The sequence below is a fragment of the Halanaerobium sp. genome (genome assembly GCF_003070835.1).
In genome coordinates this window covers 1-17,048 of the sequence record NZ_QBLR01000061.1, presented here as the reverse complement: position 1 = coordinate 17,048, position 17,048 = coordinate 1, and the positions used below count along the sequence as shown (strand labels likewise).

The window sequence follows — 17,048 nt, the reverse complement described above, 5'->3', positions numbered from 1 at the left end:
AAGTAATTAAATCTTAATGAACCGCCCAGTACCGAACGGTAAGCTGTGGTGGTGTGAGAGGTCGGGAAATAAATTAATTATTTCCCTCCTACTCGATTCGTTAAATGTGAAATAATAGATTTAATCAGCTCAATTTGCTAAATTTAGAAAAATAAAATTATGATTTAAGGCCTGTGAGGAAATTTAAAGACTGTGAGATAATATTAACTCACTAAGAATATAATAATCAATCTTTAACTCTTCTTTGCAAACTATTTCAATTGTTATGACAATTTAGAATAGTGTCAACTCCTATCTGCAGGCGCGCCCATGGTTGTGAATTTTTTACTTATCAGACAATTAAAAAAAGTCCGAAATAGAGGCAGGGATAATGTTCTGAGTGTTGAAATAATATAATAGAGTACTGATGGTCTGACCATCAAATAATCATTTATTTGGGGAGTTTGGAGGTGGAGAAAATTCGTGTAGTTGACAATTTCTATTAGTTATCCTTCTTTGATATGGGGTGAAAATTTTAAATAGACAAATATTATAAGGAGGAATTTATGTTAGCACTTTTAGCTGCTTTACCTATTATTATTGTTGGGATTTTAATGATTGGTTACATGTGGCCTGCAAGTAAGGCAATGCCCTTTGGCTGGCTCAGTGCTTTAATTATTGCTGGCGTGGGCTGGGGAATGCCTGTTAAATGGTTATCTGCGGCAACAATTGGGGGAGTAATCAATGCATTTGATATTTTACTTATAGTTTTTGGGGCTCTACTTATTTTACAGTTAATGAAAAAAAGTGGAGGAGTATATGGCATTTCTCATTCTATGACTTCAATTTCAGTCGATAGAAGAGTACAGGTAATAATTATTGCCTGGTTAATGGGCTCATTTTTTGAAGGAGCAGCAGGTTTTGGAACACCTGCAGCAGTAGCAGCTCCGTTATTAGTTGGGATGGGTTTTCCACCTTTAATTGCAGCAACTTCTGCTTTAATTGCAGATAGTGCCGCTGTTTCTTTTGGAGCGGTTGGAGTTCCTATCTGGGGTGGCTTTGCAGCTTTAGAGAATATCATTGAATTTCCAGTTCAGTCAATGGGAGTAAGTATTGAATTTTCACAGTTTTTACACAATATCGGTGCTTTTACAGGACTCTTACATTTCTTAGTTGGTTCTTTTATACCGTTAGTTATTGTTTTACTGATGACCAAAATCGTCGATGGATCTTTTAAAAAGGGTTTTGAAGTTTTACCTTTAGCTTTATTTGGCGGCTTTGTATTTACAGTCTTTGAATTCGGAATCGCTTATTTTGTTGGTCCAGAACTTCCTTCTTTATTGGGAGCTTTAATAGCACTGCCTGTCTTTATCTTTGCGGTTTCCAAAGGCTTTCTGGTACCAAAAGAAAAATGGGATTTCCCTTCCCACGACAAGTGGCATGAAGAATGGGAGGGTGAAATTAAAGCAGGTGAGCAGGATGTAGATGCAGCGCAAAAAGAAGTAGGTACATTTAAAGCCTGGTTACCATATGCTTTAATCGGCCTGATTTTATTAGTTGGTCGCCTGGAAATTTTCAACCTAACTCCACTACTCAGACAGTGGTCAATCGGCTGGACAAATATTTTTGGTACAGGTATTGGCAAAGTAATTCAGCCTTTATATAATCCAGGAGTCTTTCCCTTTATCTTTGTTGCTCTCTTAATTCCAACTTTACACGGACTGGACAGCAACAAGACTAAAGAAGCCTGGAAGGAAACATTTAAGATGATTCAGCCGGCTGCAATCGCTTTATTCTTTGCATTAGGCATGGTTTATATTATGATGAATTCCGGTGGAGCAACTGGTGAACAGTCAATGTTACTGGTGATGGCAGAATTTGCCGCAGCAACTCTGGGCTCAATCTGGTATCTGGTAGCTCCCCTAGTTGGTATTTTAGGAGCCTTTATTTCAGGAAGTAATACAACTTCTGATATTATGTTTGGTCCATTTCAGTATGGAACAGCAGTGGCTTCGGGAACAGCAGTTACCCCTACACTTGCTCTCCAGGCACTTGGTGGAGCGGCAGGTAATATGATCTGTATTCACAACGTGGTGGCAGCTGCGACTACAGTTGGTCTTGTTGGAAAAGAGGGACTTATTATCCGGAAAAACTTACCGGTTGCACTATTCTATGGTTTAATTGCCGGGGCCTTAGCCTGGATAATCACAATCTTCTTTATGCCGGGTATATTTTAGCTAAAATAAAGCACTGCTGGAGGGTCACTGACTCTTCAGTAGTGTGATAAATTTTAATTTTGCGCAATTTCAAATTTTTTAGATGATTTTTTATTGATCTAATAGAGACGGTCTGACCATCAAACCAAAATCAAAGTTTTACAGGGAGGTAAAGAAATTGAATATAGTTATTCCAATTAAACAGGTTCCAGAAACAAGTAATGTAAAAATGGATGAAGAGACAGGAACAATGAAACGCGACGGGGTAGAAAGTATTATTAATCCGCTCGACCTTTATGCAATTGAAACAGGTATTCAGTTAAAAGAAGAATATGGTGGTAAAATTACGGTGATTACAATGGGTCCTCCAAGTGCTGATAAAGCCTTAAAAGAAGCAATTGCGATGGGCTGTGATGATGGTATTTTACTTTCCGGGAGAGAGTTTGCCGGTTCAGACACCTGGGCCACCTCCTACGCCTTATCGGAAGCTATCAAGGAGATTGGAGATTACGATTTAATACTGGCCGGAGAAAGAGCAACAGATGGTGATACCGGACAGGTTGGTCCCGGTATAGCATCCTGGCTTGACCTCACCCTTTCGACCTATACCTCAAAGGTAGTCGATGTTAATTTAGTTGACGAAGAAGTTGATTACACCACCACTGAACAGGATTCAATTATTGTTGAGAGAATGGTAGAAGACGGCTACGAAAAGCTTCAGCTGCCGCTGCCTGCTTTACTGACAGTTGTTAAAGAAATTTCTTTCCCGCGCCTGCCTACTTTAAGAGGAAAGCAGCGCTCACGCAAAATTGAAATTCCGCAGTGGAATTTAGGAAACCTTGATCTGGATGAAGACTACCTCGGACTGCAGGGTTCACCGACCAGAGTGGTCAACATCGATCACCCTAAAGTTACCAGAGGTGGAACAGTTATCGATGTCAGAGAAGACGGCAATGTAGAAGCAGCTGTAGCTAAATTAATTGACTACTTAAAATCAAAAGAATTGGTATAGGAGGTTATATAAATGGAGTATAATGGTGTATGGACTCTTGGAGAAGCAAGAGACGGAGAAATTAAAGAAGTATCATTTGAGTTATTAAGCAGAGGACGCAAATTAGCAGATAAATTGGACGAAGAGCTGGTTTCATTAGTCATTGGAGACGGAATTACAGATGAGCAGGCAGAAGAATTGATTAAAAGTGGAGCCGATAAGGTCTATTTAATGAACGCTCCTGCTCTAAAAGATTTTATTGCTGAAAATTACAGTAATGTGATCGAAGATTTAATTAAAGAATACAAGCCGGAGATTATTCTGGCAGCAGCAACCTCAATGGGTAGAACAGTTATGCCCTATATAGCGATTAAAACTAATGCCGGCCTAACTGCTGACTGTACAGAATTAGATATCGAAGAAGACACAGGCAACTTACTGCAGACCAGACCTGCTATCGGTGGAAATATTTTAGCTACAATTAAATCACCAAACCACAGACCACAGATGGCAACAGTTAGACCTCATTCAACCAAACCGGCCGAAAAAGACGAAAGCCGCACCGGTGAGATAGTCCATCTTAAGCTTGACAGTTCACTCCTCGACGGCAGAGTTAAAAAGCTCGGCTTCCGCAAAAATGAAGGAGATGCGGTTAACATCCAGGATGCAGATGTAATTGCAGCTGGAGGTAAGGGAATGAAAAAAGGTGAAAACTTTGCCATGATCAGAGAGCTTGCCGGCTACTTTGACGGCGCTGTTGGGGCTTCCCGTGATGCAGTTGATAGAGACTGGATCAGCTACCCCTATCAGGTAGGTTTAAGTGGTAAAACAGTTACCCCTAAACTCTACTTTGCGATTGGTATTTCGGGAGCAATTCAGCACTTAGCCGGAATGAAGACCTCGGAAAATATTATTGCAATTAACGAAGACCCTGATGCAGATATCTTTATGGTCTCAGACTTCGGTATTGTAGGCGATTTATTTGAAATTGTACCTGAACTGAACAAGCAGCTGGCTGAGGAGGTAAAATAATGAAATATAATCCTGTAACTGAGGAAATCTTAGCAGAACTAAGAGAAATTGTGGGCGAGAAAAATGTCCTAACTGATGAAGAAAAAATAGAAGCATATTCTCACGATGAAACACCGGCTGAGCAGTATGCTCATATGCCGGAAGTTGTACTGACTCCAAATACTGCCGAAGAAATTGCAGCAGTAATGAAGCTTGCCAATAGAGAACTGATTCCGGTAACTCCATCTGGTGCGCGCAGTGGACTTTCCGGGGGAGCGATTCCAGAGCACGGTGGAATTGTAGTTTCAGTAGAAAATATGGATGAAGTTATAGAAATTGACTATGATAACCTGATGATGGTTCTAGAACCCGGTGTAGTAATGAACAGTGTTAATGAAATGCTCGAGGAGAGCGGCCTCTTTTTTGCCGGTTATCCAATGAGTGTGGAAACCTGTTATCTCGGTGGTAATATTGCCGAAAATGCCGGTGGAGGTAAAGCTGTAAAATATGGTGTTACCGGCCGCTATATAATGGGGCTGGAGCTTGTAACTCCAACTGGAGATATTGTTCAGCTTGGCGGCAAGCGGGTTAAGGATGTAACCGGTTATGATATTAAACAGCTGATTGTTGGCTCAGAGGGTACTTTGGGGATTGTAACTAAAGCGACTATTAAGTTAATGCCTAAGCCAACTCAGCGGGTTGGACTTTTAGCCCTCTTTAAAGATGAGGAAACAGCTATTTCTACAGTACCTAAAATTATGACAGAAGGTGGAATTATTCCAACCAGTATTGAATTTATGGATAAACTTTCTGTTAAGACTTCCTGTGACTATTTAAATGAGCATTTGCCCTATCAGGACGCAGGTGCTATGCTTTTAATAGAGGTTGACGGGATTAAAGAAGATGTGGTTAATAGTGACAGTGAGATAATCGGTGAGCTCTGTTTGGACAATGATGCAATCGAAGTTTATGTGGCAGATAACCACACAACTCGTGAGCGGATCTGGAGTGTGCGCCGGAATATTGCTGAGGCTTTCAAAGTTGTCAGTCCTCATCAGAGTTTAGAGGATATTGTGGTGCCGACTGCCAATATACCTAAACTAATGCCCTATCTTGATCAGATTTCTAAAAAATATGATATTCAGATTCCCTGCTATGGTCATGCTGGTGATGGTAACTTACATGCTACCCTGGTTAAAAACCCTGACCATTCAATGGAAGAATGGTATAAAATTGAAGAAGAGGCTTTAGTAGAATTATACGAAGCGACCAGAGATCTCGGCGGTACTTTAAGTGGAGAGCACGGAATCGGCTCCAAGCGTAAAAAGTATATGGAAATGATGATGAGCCCGGCTGAACTCAACTTAATGCGCGGCATCAAAAAGGCCTTTGACCCGAACAACATTATGAACCCAGGTAAGATTTTTGACATGGTTGATTAGTTTAAGATAAATTTCACTTGTACCGGGTACAATAATACGTTTTTGTACCCGGTACAAATAATTACGGTACCACTTAAAAAGGAAGTGAATTTTAAATGAAGCAGATTAAATTTCCTTTCGGTAGAAAGGAGTTAGAACTTGAGGTAGAAGAGGAGAGGCTCAGAGGAGTCCTTTTATCTCAGGCTCATAAATTTGAGGCAGAAAAATCTGAAACAGAAATTGTCAAAGAAGCGATGGAGAATCCTATTGCCAGCAAAAAGCTTTCAGAGCTGGCCCGGGGTAAAAAAGAGATTGTAATTATCTCCAGTGACCACACCCGACCGGTCCCCAGCCATATTACAATGCCCATTCTTTTAGAAGAAATTAGAAAAACTGCACCTGAGGCCGAAATCACAATTTTAGTAGCAACCGGCTTCCACCGGGCTTCAACAGATGAAGAACTGAGAGACAAATACGGGGACGAAATAGTTGACAGTGTTAATATCGAAATGCACGACAGCCGGGATGAAGAACAGATGGTTAATCTGGGTCAACTTCCATCCGGTGGAGATATGCTCTTAAATAAAACTGCAGTTGAGGCTGACCTTTTAGTAGCAGAAGGTTTTATTGAGCCGCACTTTTTTGCCGGTTTTTCCGGTGGGCGCAAGAGTGTGCTGCCCGGGGTGGCAAGTAAAACTACAGTTTTAGCAAACCACTGTGCAGAATTTATCGACAGCCCCAATGCCAGAACAGGTAATTTAGAGGGCAACCCAATGCATAAAGATATGCTCTATGCAGCCAAGGCAGCCGGCCTGGCTTTTATTTTAAATGTAGTTATTGACGCGGAGAAAAAAGTGATCAATGCTTTTGCCGGTCACCGCGAAAAAGCTCATTTAAAAGGTACAGAATTTGTTGATTCGCTGGCTGGAGTTGACGCTAAACCGGCGGATATTGTTGTGACTACCAATGGAGGATATCCACTTGATCAAAATATTTATCAGGCAGTTAAGGGGATGACAGCAGCTGAGGCTACCTGTAAAGAAGGTGGAGTAATCATTATTGCTGCTGAGTGTTCTGATGGGCACGGTGGAGAGGAATTTTATCAGACTTTCCGCGATACAGATAGTGTTCAGGAAATTATGGACGATATTTTAGCCCGCGGCCGCAAGGAGACAGTTCCTGATCAGTGGGAGACTCAGATTCTGGCCCGTATTATGCTCAAATTTAAGGTAATTATGATTACTGACCCTACCCAGAGACAGATAGTAGAGGATATGGGAATGGACTGGGCTCAGGATCTAAAAGCGGCAGTTAAAAAAGCTGAAGGAATGCTTAAAGCAGAAAGTCCGACAATAACAGCAATTCCCGATGGTGTTTCAGTAATAGTAAGACAGTGAAGCTAACAATTACCAGACAGTTTTAAAATTGCTGTCTGGTTTAATTTTAATTTATTACATTGTTCTTTTTATCACTATAACCAGGTCCAAATATATTGGTGTTAAAAAATTACTTTTCATAAACTTAAATTTCTGATATGATTAAAGCGAATAGAGGTTAAGATAACTTTAACATTCAGGAGGACTTTAATTGTTAAGTAACTTTGAACTGGAGAGGCGTCTCAGATACTTTTCTCTGATTCTTTTTTTCAGCTTTATTATAAAATATAATTATTTAATGCTGCAGATATTTTATGCTCCATCTCTGACAGCTTTAATCATCCGCAACTTATTTTTTGCAATTTTTTATTTAAAATTTATTGAACCTCTGCTTATTTCTAAAAAGATAAGACAGAGGTTGTTTTTCATGCTCTTTTTCTTCAGTTTTTTCTTTATAGCTAACTACTGGTATAATCAGTATTTTGGCAACTTTTTGAGTGTCAGCGATATTTTTTCTGGTGAGGGAACCGGAGACTTTTCGATGTACCAGGTCTTATTTACTCAGATCTTTAGATTTAGAGATATTGTTATTATTTTAGATATGGCACTGCTTGGACTGTGGGGATTTAATTCACTTCCTGATTTGCGATTAACCTATGACTGGGGTTTCTGGAAGAGATCTCTTTCCCGGCTGCCGCTCAAAAACACAACAGCTTTTGCTCTAATTTTTGTGCTTTTATTAGTTCAGGTTGTGGCGGGCAGCTATATTATGGGGGGAGAAAGTCCAAGTGAGCTCTATCAGTCTGGAACATCCTATCTCGCTTCTGTTTATGGGATTTTACCTCTTTATACAATCGAAGCTTACAGTTATTTTACCCGGGAAGAGGAGAAACCGCGCCCTGAGCTAAAAAATGTTCCTTATTACAGGAAGCAGACTCAGCTCAGCGGGATTAAATCTCTGCCCCAAAATACTAATGTAATTTTAATTCAGGTGGAATCACTTGATGCAGCAATTATTGATTACCGTGAGCAGGGAAAAGAAGTTACCCCATTTCTAAATCAGCTTAAGGAGCAGAGTTATTATTTTGAAAATTTTTATGCCCAGAAGGTAAATGGGAGCTTTGATGCAGATTTATCAACTCTGACTTCTTTATATCCGGTTAACCGAAGTTATGTTTTTAGAGACATAGATCTGGGTGAATTTCAATCACTGCCCCTGCTTTTAAAAGAAAAAAATTATCAGACCCTGGCATTTCATAATAATGACCGCAACTTTTTTAATCGCGCGGAGGCCTATCCTGATCTTGGCTTTGATCATTTTTACAGCCAGCGGGCATTTAAAGAGGAAATTTATCCGGTGCCTGAAGATAGAGGCCTCGGGATAAATGATTATGACTTTTTCAACTCAGCAGCAGAAATAATTAAGGAAGCTGACCAGCGGGAAGAGCCGTTTTTTGCCTATTTAATTTCGCTGACCAGCCATACTCCTTTTAATTTTTACCCCAAAACAGCTGTAGAAGATTTTGCTGAAGTCAATAATAATCTTGTCCATAACTATTTTAAGTCTATTAACTTTCTGGACAGCTCACTTGGAAATTTCGTTTCTAAACTGGAAGCAGCCGGGGTGATGGAGAATACACTGCTTGTCATTTATTCTGACCATGAATCTGAAATTAAGACGATGGAATATGAATCAGGCCGAGATTTTACTCTCTGGCGCAATGTAAAAATTCCCTATCACATTCCTTTATTTATCAAACACCCGCAGCTGGAGAATAAAAGTTTTGAGCGGGAGGGAACAACTACAGATATAGCGCCTACGGTTTTAGATTTACTAGGCTTTAAAGAACTTCCCGAGCAGTTTGTGGGTAGGTCGCTATTTCTGGAGCAGAATGATCCAATTTTATTTCTGCATGAGACACCTCATGTTTTAAAGGATGGCCAGCTTTTTATTAAAGAACTGGATGAGCTGATTAAAGTTGGACACCTAACCGATCAGGAGAAGGAACTGAAATTCTCAGAGCAGAAGATTGAGGAACTGACTGAAATAATAAATTATATGCGTGATCTCTTTATTATCAATCAGGGAGAAATTTTCAGGGAGGTGGAATAATTAAATATTTTATAATAATTACCGCATTAATTTTAATATTTGCAGTAATATATTTTGAATTCTATTATTTAATTCGACCTTCCCGCCTGGGTAAAGAAATTATCAAAAAATATAATTTTGACTACCCGGTTCTGGTAGCTCACAGAGGTGCATCATATAATGCTCCTGAGTCCACTCTTCCTGCTGTCAAAATGGCTCTGGAGAGCGGTGTTGATTATATTGAACTTGATGTTCAGCGGACCAAAGACGGAGAACTGGTTATATTTCACGATACCAATCTTCTGCGGCTGACTGATGCCAGTCAGGTATTTCCGGAAAAAAAGAGCTATGAGCTGCAGAATTTCACCCTGGCGGAATTGAGACAGTTAAATTATGGAGCCTGGTTTAATATAAGTTATTCTGAGCGGGCTAAAGATTCCTTCAGTGAACTAACTATTATGACCCTGCAGGAGGTATTAGAATTTGTTGATCCTGTTAATACAGGGATTGGACTGGCCCTGGAATTAAAGAGTCCCTATCTGTATGAGGGAATTGAAGAAGAAATTGTTAATCAACTGGAAGAGCAGAAGATTGATGAAAAAGAGTCTGAGCCTCCCAGGGTACTTTTTCTGTCCTTTTCACCGGCAAGTCTAAAAAGGCTCTCAGAACTGCGGCCTGATTCACCGCGGATACTTTTGACCAGGAGGAATTTTGTTTCGCCCAGGCGCTGGCAGGGCTGGCTTGATATAACAGAAGAAGTTGCCGACGGCATTGGTCCCAAGGGTCATGTTAGTTTTCCCTGGTATATAGGGGCTGCTCACAAAAGAGGCTTATTTGTTTTTCCCTATGTGATTAACCGTTCCTGGCAGTTGAAGATATTTTCCTGGTTCAGCGCTGATGGCTATATTACAGATCGACCTGAAATGCTGGCCAATTTTTATGACAGAGTTCAGGAATTTGGGGAAAATGTGGGTGAGTTTGGTGATGAAATCCTCGAAAATGATGAGCAAGAAAGTGAGCAGGACTCTAATGAGGAAAAAAATAATAATTAATTTCCATATTTAATGGAATTATCTAAAAAGTTTATGATATAATTTAAATAATCGATATTTATAATTTGAAAACATTTTCAAAGTAAATTTTAGCAATTTGTTAAAGCTGAATAATGAATTTTATTTATTCTAAAATTAGGAGGGTCAATTTATGCAGAATTTTACTTTTCAGAACACAACTAAGATAGTTTTTGGTAAGGGTACTGAAGAAGAAGTCGGTGAATATACAGCCAAACACGGATCTAAGGTGCTGCTGCACTACGGTGGCGGCAGTATCAAAAAGTATGGAACTTATGATAAAGTAGTTAAATCTCTGGAAAAAGCAGGGGTTGAATATGTTGAACTGGGTGGAGTTGAGCCTAACCCAAAACTTTCACTAGTTAAAGAAGGAATTGAACTGGCTCAGGAGGAAAATGTAGACTTTATCCTGGCAGTTGGTGGAGGAAGTGTAATTGATTCAGCCAAGGCAATTTCCGTTGGTTATTTTTATGATGGAGATGTCTGGGATTTCTTTACCAGAGAGGCCGAAATTACAGAGGCGCTGCCAATTGGGGTAGTTTTAACTATTCCTGCTGCCGGAAGTGAATCCAGTGACAGTGCTGTAGTTACAAAAATGGAGGGAATGTACAAAAGAGATATTGGCTCTGAGCTAATCAGACCTCAGTTTGCAATTATGAACCCTGAGATTACCTTTACTCTCCCAAATTATCAGACTGCCTGTGGTGCAGTAGATATTATGGCTCACATAATGGAGAGATACTTTACCAATACAGAAAATGTAGAATTGACCGATAGATTATCAGAACAGGCTTTAAAAACAATTATTAAGAATGTCCCGGTTGTACTTGAGGATAACGAAGATTATGCGGCCAGAGCTGAAGTTATGTGGACTGGAACAATTGCCCACAACAATTTACTGGGAACCGGTAGAGAAGAAGACTGGTCCTCCCACGGGATTGAGCATGAGCTGAGCGGTATTTACGATGTTGCTCACGGTGCCGGTCTGGCAGTTGTTTTCCCGGCCTGGATGAACTATGTTTATCAGCATGATTTAGAGCGTTTTGCTCAGTTTGCCGTCAGAGTCTGGGGTGTAGATCCTGACTTTAAGGATTTAGAATGGACAGCCCGCCAGGGAATTAAAAGGACAAAAGAATTCTTTAGCTCGATTGGAATGCCGGTTACTCTGGAGGAACTTGATATTCCAGCCGACAGACTGGAAGAAATGGCACAGAAAGCAACTGAAAATGGACCGATCGGTAACTTTGTCAATTTAGATACAGAAGATGTCTTAAATATATATAAGAGTGCACTAAAATAATGGCTGGAGGTGCCTAAATGCTGCAGAAATTTTCTGCCTTTATCTTTTTATTAATTGTCTGGTTTATCTTTGCAGGAAAAATAACGGTAGATGTTTTAATAATAGGCAGTGCAGCTTCACTTCTGGTAACACTATTTTTTAGTGATATGTTATTCAGGGAAGTTCACCGTAAACTTCCCTGGTATCACTATCTGCGTAAGCTGGCACTTTTATTATTGTTTATTCCTGTATTTTTTTATGAAGCGATAACAGCTGCTTTAAAAGTTTCCAAACATGTTTTTGAAAAAAATCCTTCCTTTAATCCTGGAATTGTTAAAGTTAAGACTGAACTTACTGATATCACTGGTTTGAGTCTGCTGGCCAATCTCATTACACTGACTCCAGGAACATTAACTCTCGACTATGATAGAAGCGAAAAGGCCTATTATATCCACTGGATTGACGTGGAAACAGTGGAAGAGGCCGAGTTGAAAAAGAAAATAATTGCTCGTTTTGAGCGCTGGGTAGGAGTGATCTTTAGATGATTATGGGACTTGCTATTTTTTTCACTATACTTTCAATTATTGTATCTTACCGGGTGGTGATCGGGCCTACAATTACTGACAGGCTGATTGGCGCTGATACAATAGGGATTTTTATGTCACTGGTGATGCTGATGATTGCTTTAGAATATGACTTAGCACTGCTGGTCGATATAGTACTTGCCTATGCAGTCCTGCTTTTTATTGATATGTTGATTTATGCTAAATACTTTGAACACGGGGAGCTGTATAAATAATGACTCTAAGATTAATTATTTCCTACTTTTTAATGATAACCGGCTCCGCCTTTGCTATTGTTACAGTTTTAGGTCTGCTCAGATTTCCTGATGTCTATACCAGAATTCATGCCGGGGCGGTGGTGCTGACTATTTCTGCGGTACTGGTAACTATGGGAACTGCAATTTATGTCTGGGATCTCTTTTTGAGTGCAAAGATAGTTTTAATCGGAATCTTTTTTCTTTTTTCTAATCCGATGGCCACCCATGCCATTGCCCGGGCTTCTTATAAGCGCCAGATTGCCCTGCCGGAAGAATATGAGATTGATGCTTATTCTGATTATTTAGGGAGAGATGCTTAATGGCTGTGCTGGAGATTATTCTGGTCATATTTTTAGTCTTTTCGGCACTGATGGCTGTTTATTTTGATGAAGAACTGATTTCTATAATTTTTCTCTCTATATTTTCTTTAGTTTTAACAGCATTATATCTGCTGCATAAGGCTGCCGATGTTGCTCTGGCAGAAGCTGTGATTGGTGCTGGTTTAAATACAGCAATTTTTATGAGTGCAATCAGTCAGATAAGACACGGAGATTCCGACTGAAACTCAGCCGGAGGTGTAAATTTTGAATAAATTGATGAAAAAAATAATGATTTCAGTAGTGCTGACCGGAGTTGCCTTTGCTTTATATCAAAATTTTTCGCTGATGCCCGAATATCAGGGCTTAAATGAGGGGCTTTCTAATTATATTATCAAATCCGGGCTTAATGATACAGGTTCACTTAATCTAATCACTGCTGTGCTTTATGATTACCGGGCCTTTGACTCGCTGGGGGAGAGTACTGTTATCTTTGGAGCAGTCAGTGGGATTGTTCTTATTTTATCCCGTAAGATGCTGCCTGTTTCTTCTAAGGGACTTTCTTTTATTGTCAAAAGAACCCTGGGGATTATGACTCCCTTTATCGCTCTTTTTGGCTTTTATGTAATTACCCACGGCCACCTGACTCCAGGTGGAGGTTTTCAGGGGGGAGTAATTCTGGCTGCAATTTCAATTATTTTTAGTATTGTCTATGGTAGTGCCTTTGATTACCGCCGTTACAGTCCTCAAACTAAAACTCTTTTTGAGACTGGTGGGGCGCTGACCTTTCTGGGACTCGGACTGGCCGGAATTTTAATGGAAGGTGCCTTTTTACAGAACTTAGGCTTTTTAACTGCAGAAACTGGGACTCTAATTTCTGCCGGCAGTATTCCCTATATCAATATTGGTGTTGGTTTTAAAGTGGGGGCGGGACTGGCGATAATTTTTTACAGTATGATTCAAAAAACTTTTGAGGAGGATTTTTAATGTTTAATAATTTAATATTTATTATCCTCTTTATGCTGGGCTTTTATGCTCTGATCATGAAAACAAATTTAATTAAAAATGTAATCGGTTTAAATTTAATGGAGGCAGCTGTTTTTTTCTGGGTTATTGCTTTTTCGGATATTGGTGGCGAAGTCGCTATTCATAAAATGGGCGAAGAAGTGACAAAGTTCAATGATCCTGTACCCCAGGCTTTAACCCTAACTGGAATAGTTATTGGCGCCAGTACAGCAGCTCTGCTTTTAACCTTAATTATTGAGTTAAATAAATTTAGTGGGACAATCGACCGGGATCAATTAGAGGGGTTGAATGACTGATGAGCTGGATGAATATCGAATTAATTTTATTAATCACCCTGCCTGCTCTGACTGCAGTGCTGATGTATTTCAGCCGGGACTTCAATCAGCGGGTCCGCAATTTTTTAGCAGTTTCTGGGGCTGGAGCTGAACTTTACTTAATAGTCTCGCTCTTTATTTATAATTTTGATCAGGTCAAAAATTCCAATTTTTTTCTGCAGTACACTATCGGCTATCAGGATACTCCTTTTGTAATTAATTTTGCGATGGACAATTTGAGCCTGCTTTTTTCTCTAATAGTGACTGGAGCTGTGTTTTTAATTGTTATCTTTTCAACCCAGTATATTAAGGATAAAGAGAACAGGTATTTTGGCCTCTTTTTTCTGGTCCTGGCCTCAATTCAGGGAACTATCCTGACTGCTGATCTTTTTACCCTTTATCTATTTATTGAAGCAATTACTATTTTTACAACTCCTCTAATTTCTTTTAAGAAAACTGAGGAAACAACAAGGGCAGCAATGCAGTATTTATTTTATGGAATTACCGGGGGAGTATTTTTCTTTATTTCGATTATCTTAATCTACTTTAACCTGGGAACCTTAAAAATGGCAGCAGTGGCTGAATCTTTTGCTTTAATCTCAACTCCGATGCAGCTGACAATTATTATTTTCTTTCTGCTGGCTCTACTTATTAAACTCGGGATTTTCCCCATTCATTTCTGGCTGCCGCGGGCTCACAGTGCCTGTCCGGCTCCAATCAGTGCTCTGCTTTCCGGGGTGCTCTTAAAAGTTTATCTTTACATATTTATGCGTTTATTCTGGACCATGATTGCCTTTGATTTCTTAGTTGAGCTGCATTTGAGTGCTTTTGTGCTGGATCTGGCTTTGGTCTCCAGTTTAATCGGCCATGTTTTTGCGCTCCAGGCTGACAACTTAAAGAAAATGCTTGCTTACTCAAGTATCGGCCATATTGGGATGATTCTGGCTGTACTGATGCTGAATACAGAGGCTGCTTTTTATGGAGGTATGCTGCATATTATTGCCCACCTGATGATGAAATCAGGACTCTTTTTAAGCAGCGGCTACCTGCTGCAGACCACTCTTTCTCACCACATAGATGACTTAAAAGGAATTGGCCATAAAAACAGGCTGGTCTTTATTGCTTTTATTACTGTCTGTCTGGGAACTATTGGTATGCCGCCCCTGATTGGTTTTGTCAGCAAATGGTATGTGCTGCTTGCCTTTTTAAAGGCCAGACATTTTTTTGGGGCTTTTGTAGTGGCTGCCGGCAGTATCATTGCCCTAATTTATTATCTGCGTTATATTTCTCAGGCCTATGAGACAGTAAAATCGGAGAGCCCTTCTTTAAAAGAAGAGCTTATCTCACTGAAGGCATTTTTTAAATCAACAAATACCATGAAAAGTGTGATTTATACATTTACTCTGCTGATTATTTTTTTCGGGCTGGGTTATCAGCTTTTTGAAATCCCGGTCAATACAGCAATTTTTGAATTATTAAATCCACAGAAATATATTGAGCTTGTTCTGGGAGGTTGATTAATGGATATTAGAATTTTATTATTGATTTTAGTTCCTCTGGGCACGGCCTTTTTAATTCCTTTTATTGATCTAATAAATGCGAAATTAAGGCGCTTTTTTGTGCTGCTCGGAATTTTACTGGAATCATATTTAATTATTAGTATTATAATAAATAATTTTCAGCAGCTTAAAAATGGTGAGTTCTTTTTGCAGTATTACCTCGGGGGCTGGCACCCACCGCTGGGGATTACTCTGGCCATGGATGCTTTAAGTCTTGTTTTTGCAGTAATTACTGCCTTAAGCCTATTTCTGATAGTTATTTATTCTATAGGTTATATTGGCCACCATGAGGGTAAATATTATGTACTTTACTTTTTGATTGCCGCAGCTTCGATGGGAGCTATTTTAACTGCCGATATGTTTAATATTTATGTTTTTATCGAAATGCTGACCATTACCTCCGGAGCTCTAATTGGTTTTAAAAGGACTCAGGAGGCCAGTGCTGCTGCAATTAAATACTTAATCTACAATGTTTTAGCAGGACTGCTCTTTTTCCTCGGTGTACTGATTATTTATTTCAATCTGGGAACATTGAATATGGCGGATATCTCTCAGAACTTCGCCAGTCTGGAGAGCGGAATTCAGCTTTTTATTTCAGCTATTTTCCTAACAGCGATTTTAATTAAGATGGGAATTTTTCCGTTTTTATTCTGGCTGCCCAAAAGTTATGATACAGCACCCTCACCGGTGACTGCGGTTTTATCAGGAGTTCTCTCAAAAGTTTATATATATATTTTTATCAGGATTTTCTGGACTGTAATTGGTTTTGAAACCCTGGAAGCTTTGAATTTAAATGTGCTGCTTTTGGATCTGGCCCTTTTATCTTCATTTTTTGGGCATGTCTTTGCCCTGCAGTCAAATAATATTAAGCGTCTTTTGGGTTATTCAAGTATCGGACATATCGGAATGATCACAGCAGTAATAATGCTCAATACTGAAGCAGGTTTTTACGGAGGTCTGCTGCATATTATCAGCCACATGTTTATGAAGGCCGGCTTATTTGTAGCCTGCGGTTACCTGCTGCAGTACACCCGCTCCCATGCCTACCGCGATTTTAAGGGAGTGGGAATCAGAAACCGCTCTGTTTTTATTGCCTTTATTGCTCTGCTTTTAAGTATGATTGGAATGCCGCCACTGCTGGGCTTTGCCAGCAAATGGTATGTGCTGATGGCCTTTTTAGAGGCCCGCAGTTATTTTGGAGCCTTTATTGTGATTTTTGGCAGTCTGACAGCGGTAATTTATTACCTGCGCTATATTGCTAAGGGTTTTGAAGAAGTTAAGCTGACCGAAGATGACCTGAAAGAAGAAATTTACAGTCGTCCGCTTTTATCTGTTTTATACCGGGAGAAAATTGTCAGCTTTATTACCTATGCCTATACAGCAATTATTGTTGGCTTTGGACTTGGTTTTAGATTTTTTGATCTGCCGTTAAGAATGTCGATCGAAAGTTTAATGAATGTAGAAAGATATATAGAATTAGTACTGGGAGGTTAAATTATGGCTGTTATCTGGCAGCAGTTTCTGTCGAGTTTTCAATTTGATAGTTATTTTCCTCTGCTGGCTGAAGTAGGAGTTAT

16 protein-coding genes are annotated in these 17,048 nt (G+C 39.6%); all 16 read left to right on the top strand.

Translation table 11 applies throughout. The features are described 5' to 3' along the window. The first annotated feature begins 545 nt into the window (after nt 1-545). The 16 genes from CI949_RS08365 to CI949_RS08290 all read left to right on the top strand — a co-directional run bounded on the left by CI949_RS08365 (nt 546) and on the right by CI949_RS08290 (nt 16,965). Complete coding sequence (locus CI949_RS08365) at nt 546-2,216, top strand: L-lactate permease (RefSeq protein ID WP_133530450.1); 1,671 nt, start codon at nt 546-548, stop codon at nt 2,214-2,216. A 157-nt stretch (nt 2,217-2,373) separates the two neighbouring features. Beyond that, a complete protein-coding gene (locus CI949_RS08360; RefSeq protein ID WP_108139280.1) occupies nt 2,374-3,207 on the top strand; it encodes an electron transfer flavoprotein subunit beta/FixA family protein in 834 nt (277 codons plus the stop codon). Between the two features lie 12 nt (nt 3,208-3,219). After that, nucleotides 3,220-4,218: an electron transfer flavoprotein subunit alpha/FixB family protein gene (locus CI949_RS08355; protein ID WP_108139282.1), complete on the top strand. Its 999-nt coding sequence runs from the start codon at nt 3,220-3,222 to the stop codon at nt 4,216-4,218. Beyond that, on the top strand, nt 4,218-5,639 hold the full coding sequence (locus tag CI949_RS08350; protein WP_108139284.1) for an FAD-binding oxidoreductase: 1,422 nt from the start codon (nt 4,218-4,220) through the stop codon (nt 5,637-5,639). The genes CI949_RS08355 and CI949_RS08350 overlap by 1 nt, the downstream gene beginning before the upstream one ends. Before the next feature lie 95 nt (nt 5,640-5,734). After that, on the top strand, nt 5,735-7,015 hold the full coding sequence (larA, locus tag CI949_RS08345) for a nickel-dependent lactate racemase (RefSeq protein WP_290765106.1): 1,281 nt from the start codon (nt 5,735-5,737) through the stop codon (nt 7,013-7,015). A gap of 190 nt (nt 7,016-7,205) precedes the next feature. After that, a complete protein-coding gene (locus tag CI949_RS08340) occupies nt 7,206-9,107 on the top strand; it encodes an LTA synthase family protein (RefSeq protein WP_290765104.1) in 1,902 nt (633 codons plus the stop codon). Beyond that, on the top strand, nt 9,104-10,138 hold the full coding sequence (locus CI949_RS08335) for a glycerophosphodiester phosphodiesterase family protein (RefSeq protein ID WP_365941445.1): 1,035 nt from the start codon (nt 9,104-9,106) through the stop codon (nt 10,136-10,138). The genes CI949_RS08340 and CI949_RS08335 overlap by 4 nt, the downstream gene beginning before the upstream one ends. 151 nt (nt 10,139-10,289) lie before the next feature. Next, nucleotides 10,290-11,456, top strand: coding sequence for an iron-containing alcohol dehydrogenase (locus CI949_RS08330; RefSeq protein WP_108139291.1), 1,167 nt, complete (start codon nt 10,290-10,292; stop codon nt 11,454-11,456). A gap of 17 nt (nt 11,457-11,473) precedes the next feature. Then, entirely contained in the window at nt 11,474-11,980 is a 507-nt protein-coding gene (locus CI949_RS08325; RefSeq protein ID WP_108139293.1) for a Na+/H+ antiporter subunit E, read from the top strand. Beyond that, on the top strand, nt 11,977-12,234 hold the full coding sequence (locus tag CI949_RS08320) for a monovalent cation/H+ antiporter complex subunit F (RefSeq protein WP_108139295.1): 258 nt from the start codon (nt 11,977-11,979) through the stop codon (nt 12,232-12,234). The genes CI949_RS08325 and CI949_RS08320 overlap by 4 nt, the downstream gene beginning before the upstream one ends. Next, complete coding sequence (gene mnhG, locus CI949_RS08315) at nt 12,234-12,575, top strand: monovalent cation/H(+) antiporter subunit G (protein ID WP_108139297.1); 342 nt, start codon at nt 12,234-12,236, stop codon at nt 12,573-12,575. The genes CI949_RS08320 and mnhG overlap by 1 nt, the downstream gene beginning before the upstream one ends. Further along, on the top strand, nt 12,575-12,817 hold the full coding sequence (locus tag CI949_RS08310) for a hydrogenase subunit MbhD domain-containing protein (protein WP_108139299.1): 243 nt from the start codon (nt 12,575-12,577) through the stop codon (nt 12,815-12,817). Before mnhG ends, CI949_RS08310 begins: the two co-directional genes overlap by 1 nt. Before the next feature lie 22 nt (nt 12,818-12,839). Beyond that, nucleotides 12,840-13,559, top strand: coding sequence for a hydrogen gas-evolving membrane-bound hydrogenase subunit E (gene mbhE, locus CI949_RS08305; RefSeq protein WP_290765079.1), 720 nt, complete (start codon nt 12,840-12,842; stop codon nt 13,557-13,559). Continuing rightward, entirely contained in the window at nt 13,559-13,894 is a 336-nt protein-coding gene (locus CI949_RS08300) for a sodium:proton antiporter (protein WP_108139303.1), read from the top strand. The genes mbhE and CI949_RS08300 overlap by 1 nt, the downstream gene beginning before the upstream one ends. Beyond that, nucleotides 13,894-15,429, top strand: a complete 1,536-nt coding sequence (locus CI949_RS08295) for a complex I subunit 5 family protein (RefSeq protein ID WP_108139305.1) — start codon at nt 13,894-13,896, stop codon at nt 15,427-15,429. Before CI949_RS08300 ends, CI949_RS08295 begins: the two co-directional genes overlap by 1 nt. 3 nt (nt 15,430-15,432) lie before the next feature. Next, nucleotides 15,433-16,965: a complex I subunit 5 family protein gene (locus CI949_RS08290; protein WP_108139307.1), complete on the top strand. Its 1,533-nt coding sequence runs from the start codon at nt 15,433-15,435 to the stop codon at nt 16,963-16,965. Nucleotides 16,966-17,048: the final 83 nt, after the last annotated feature.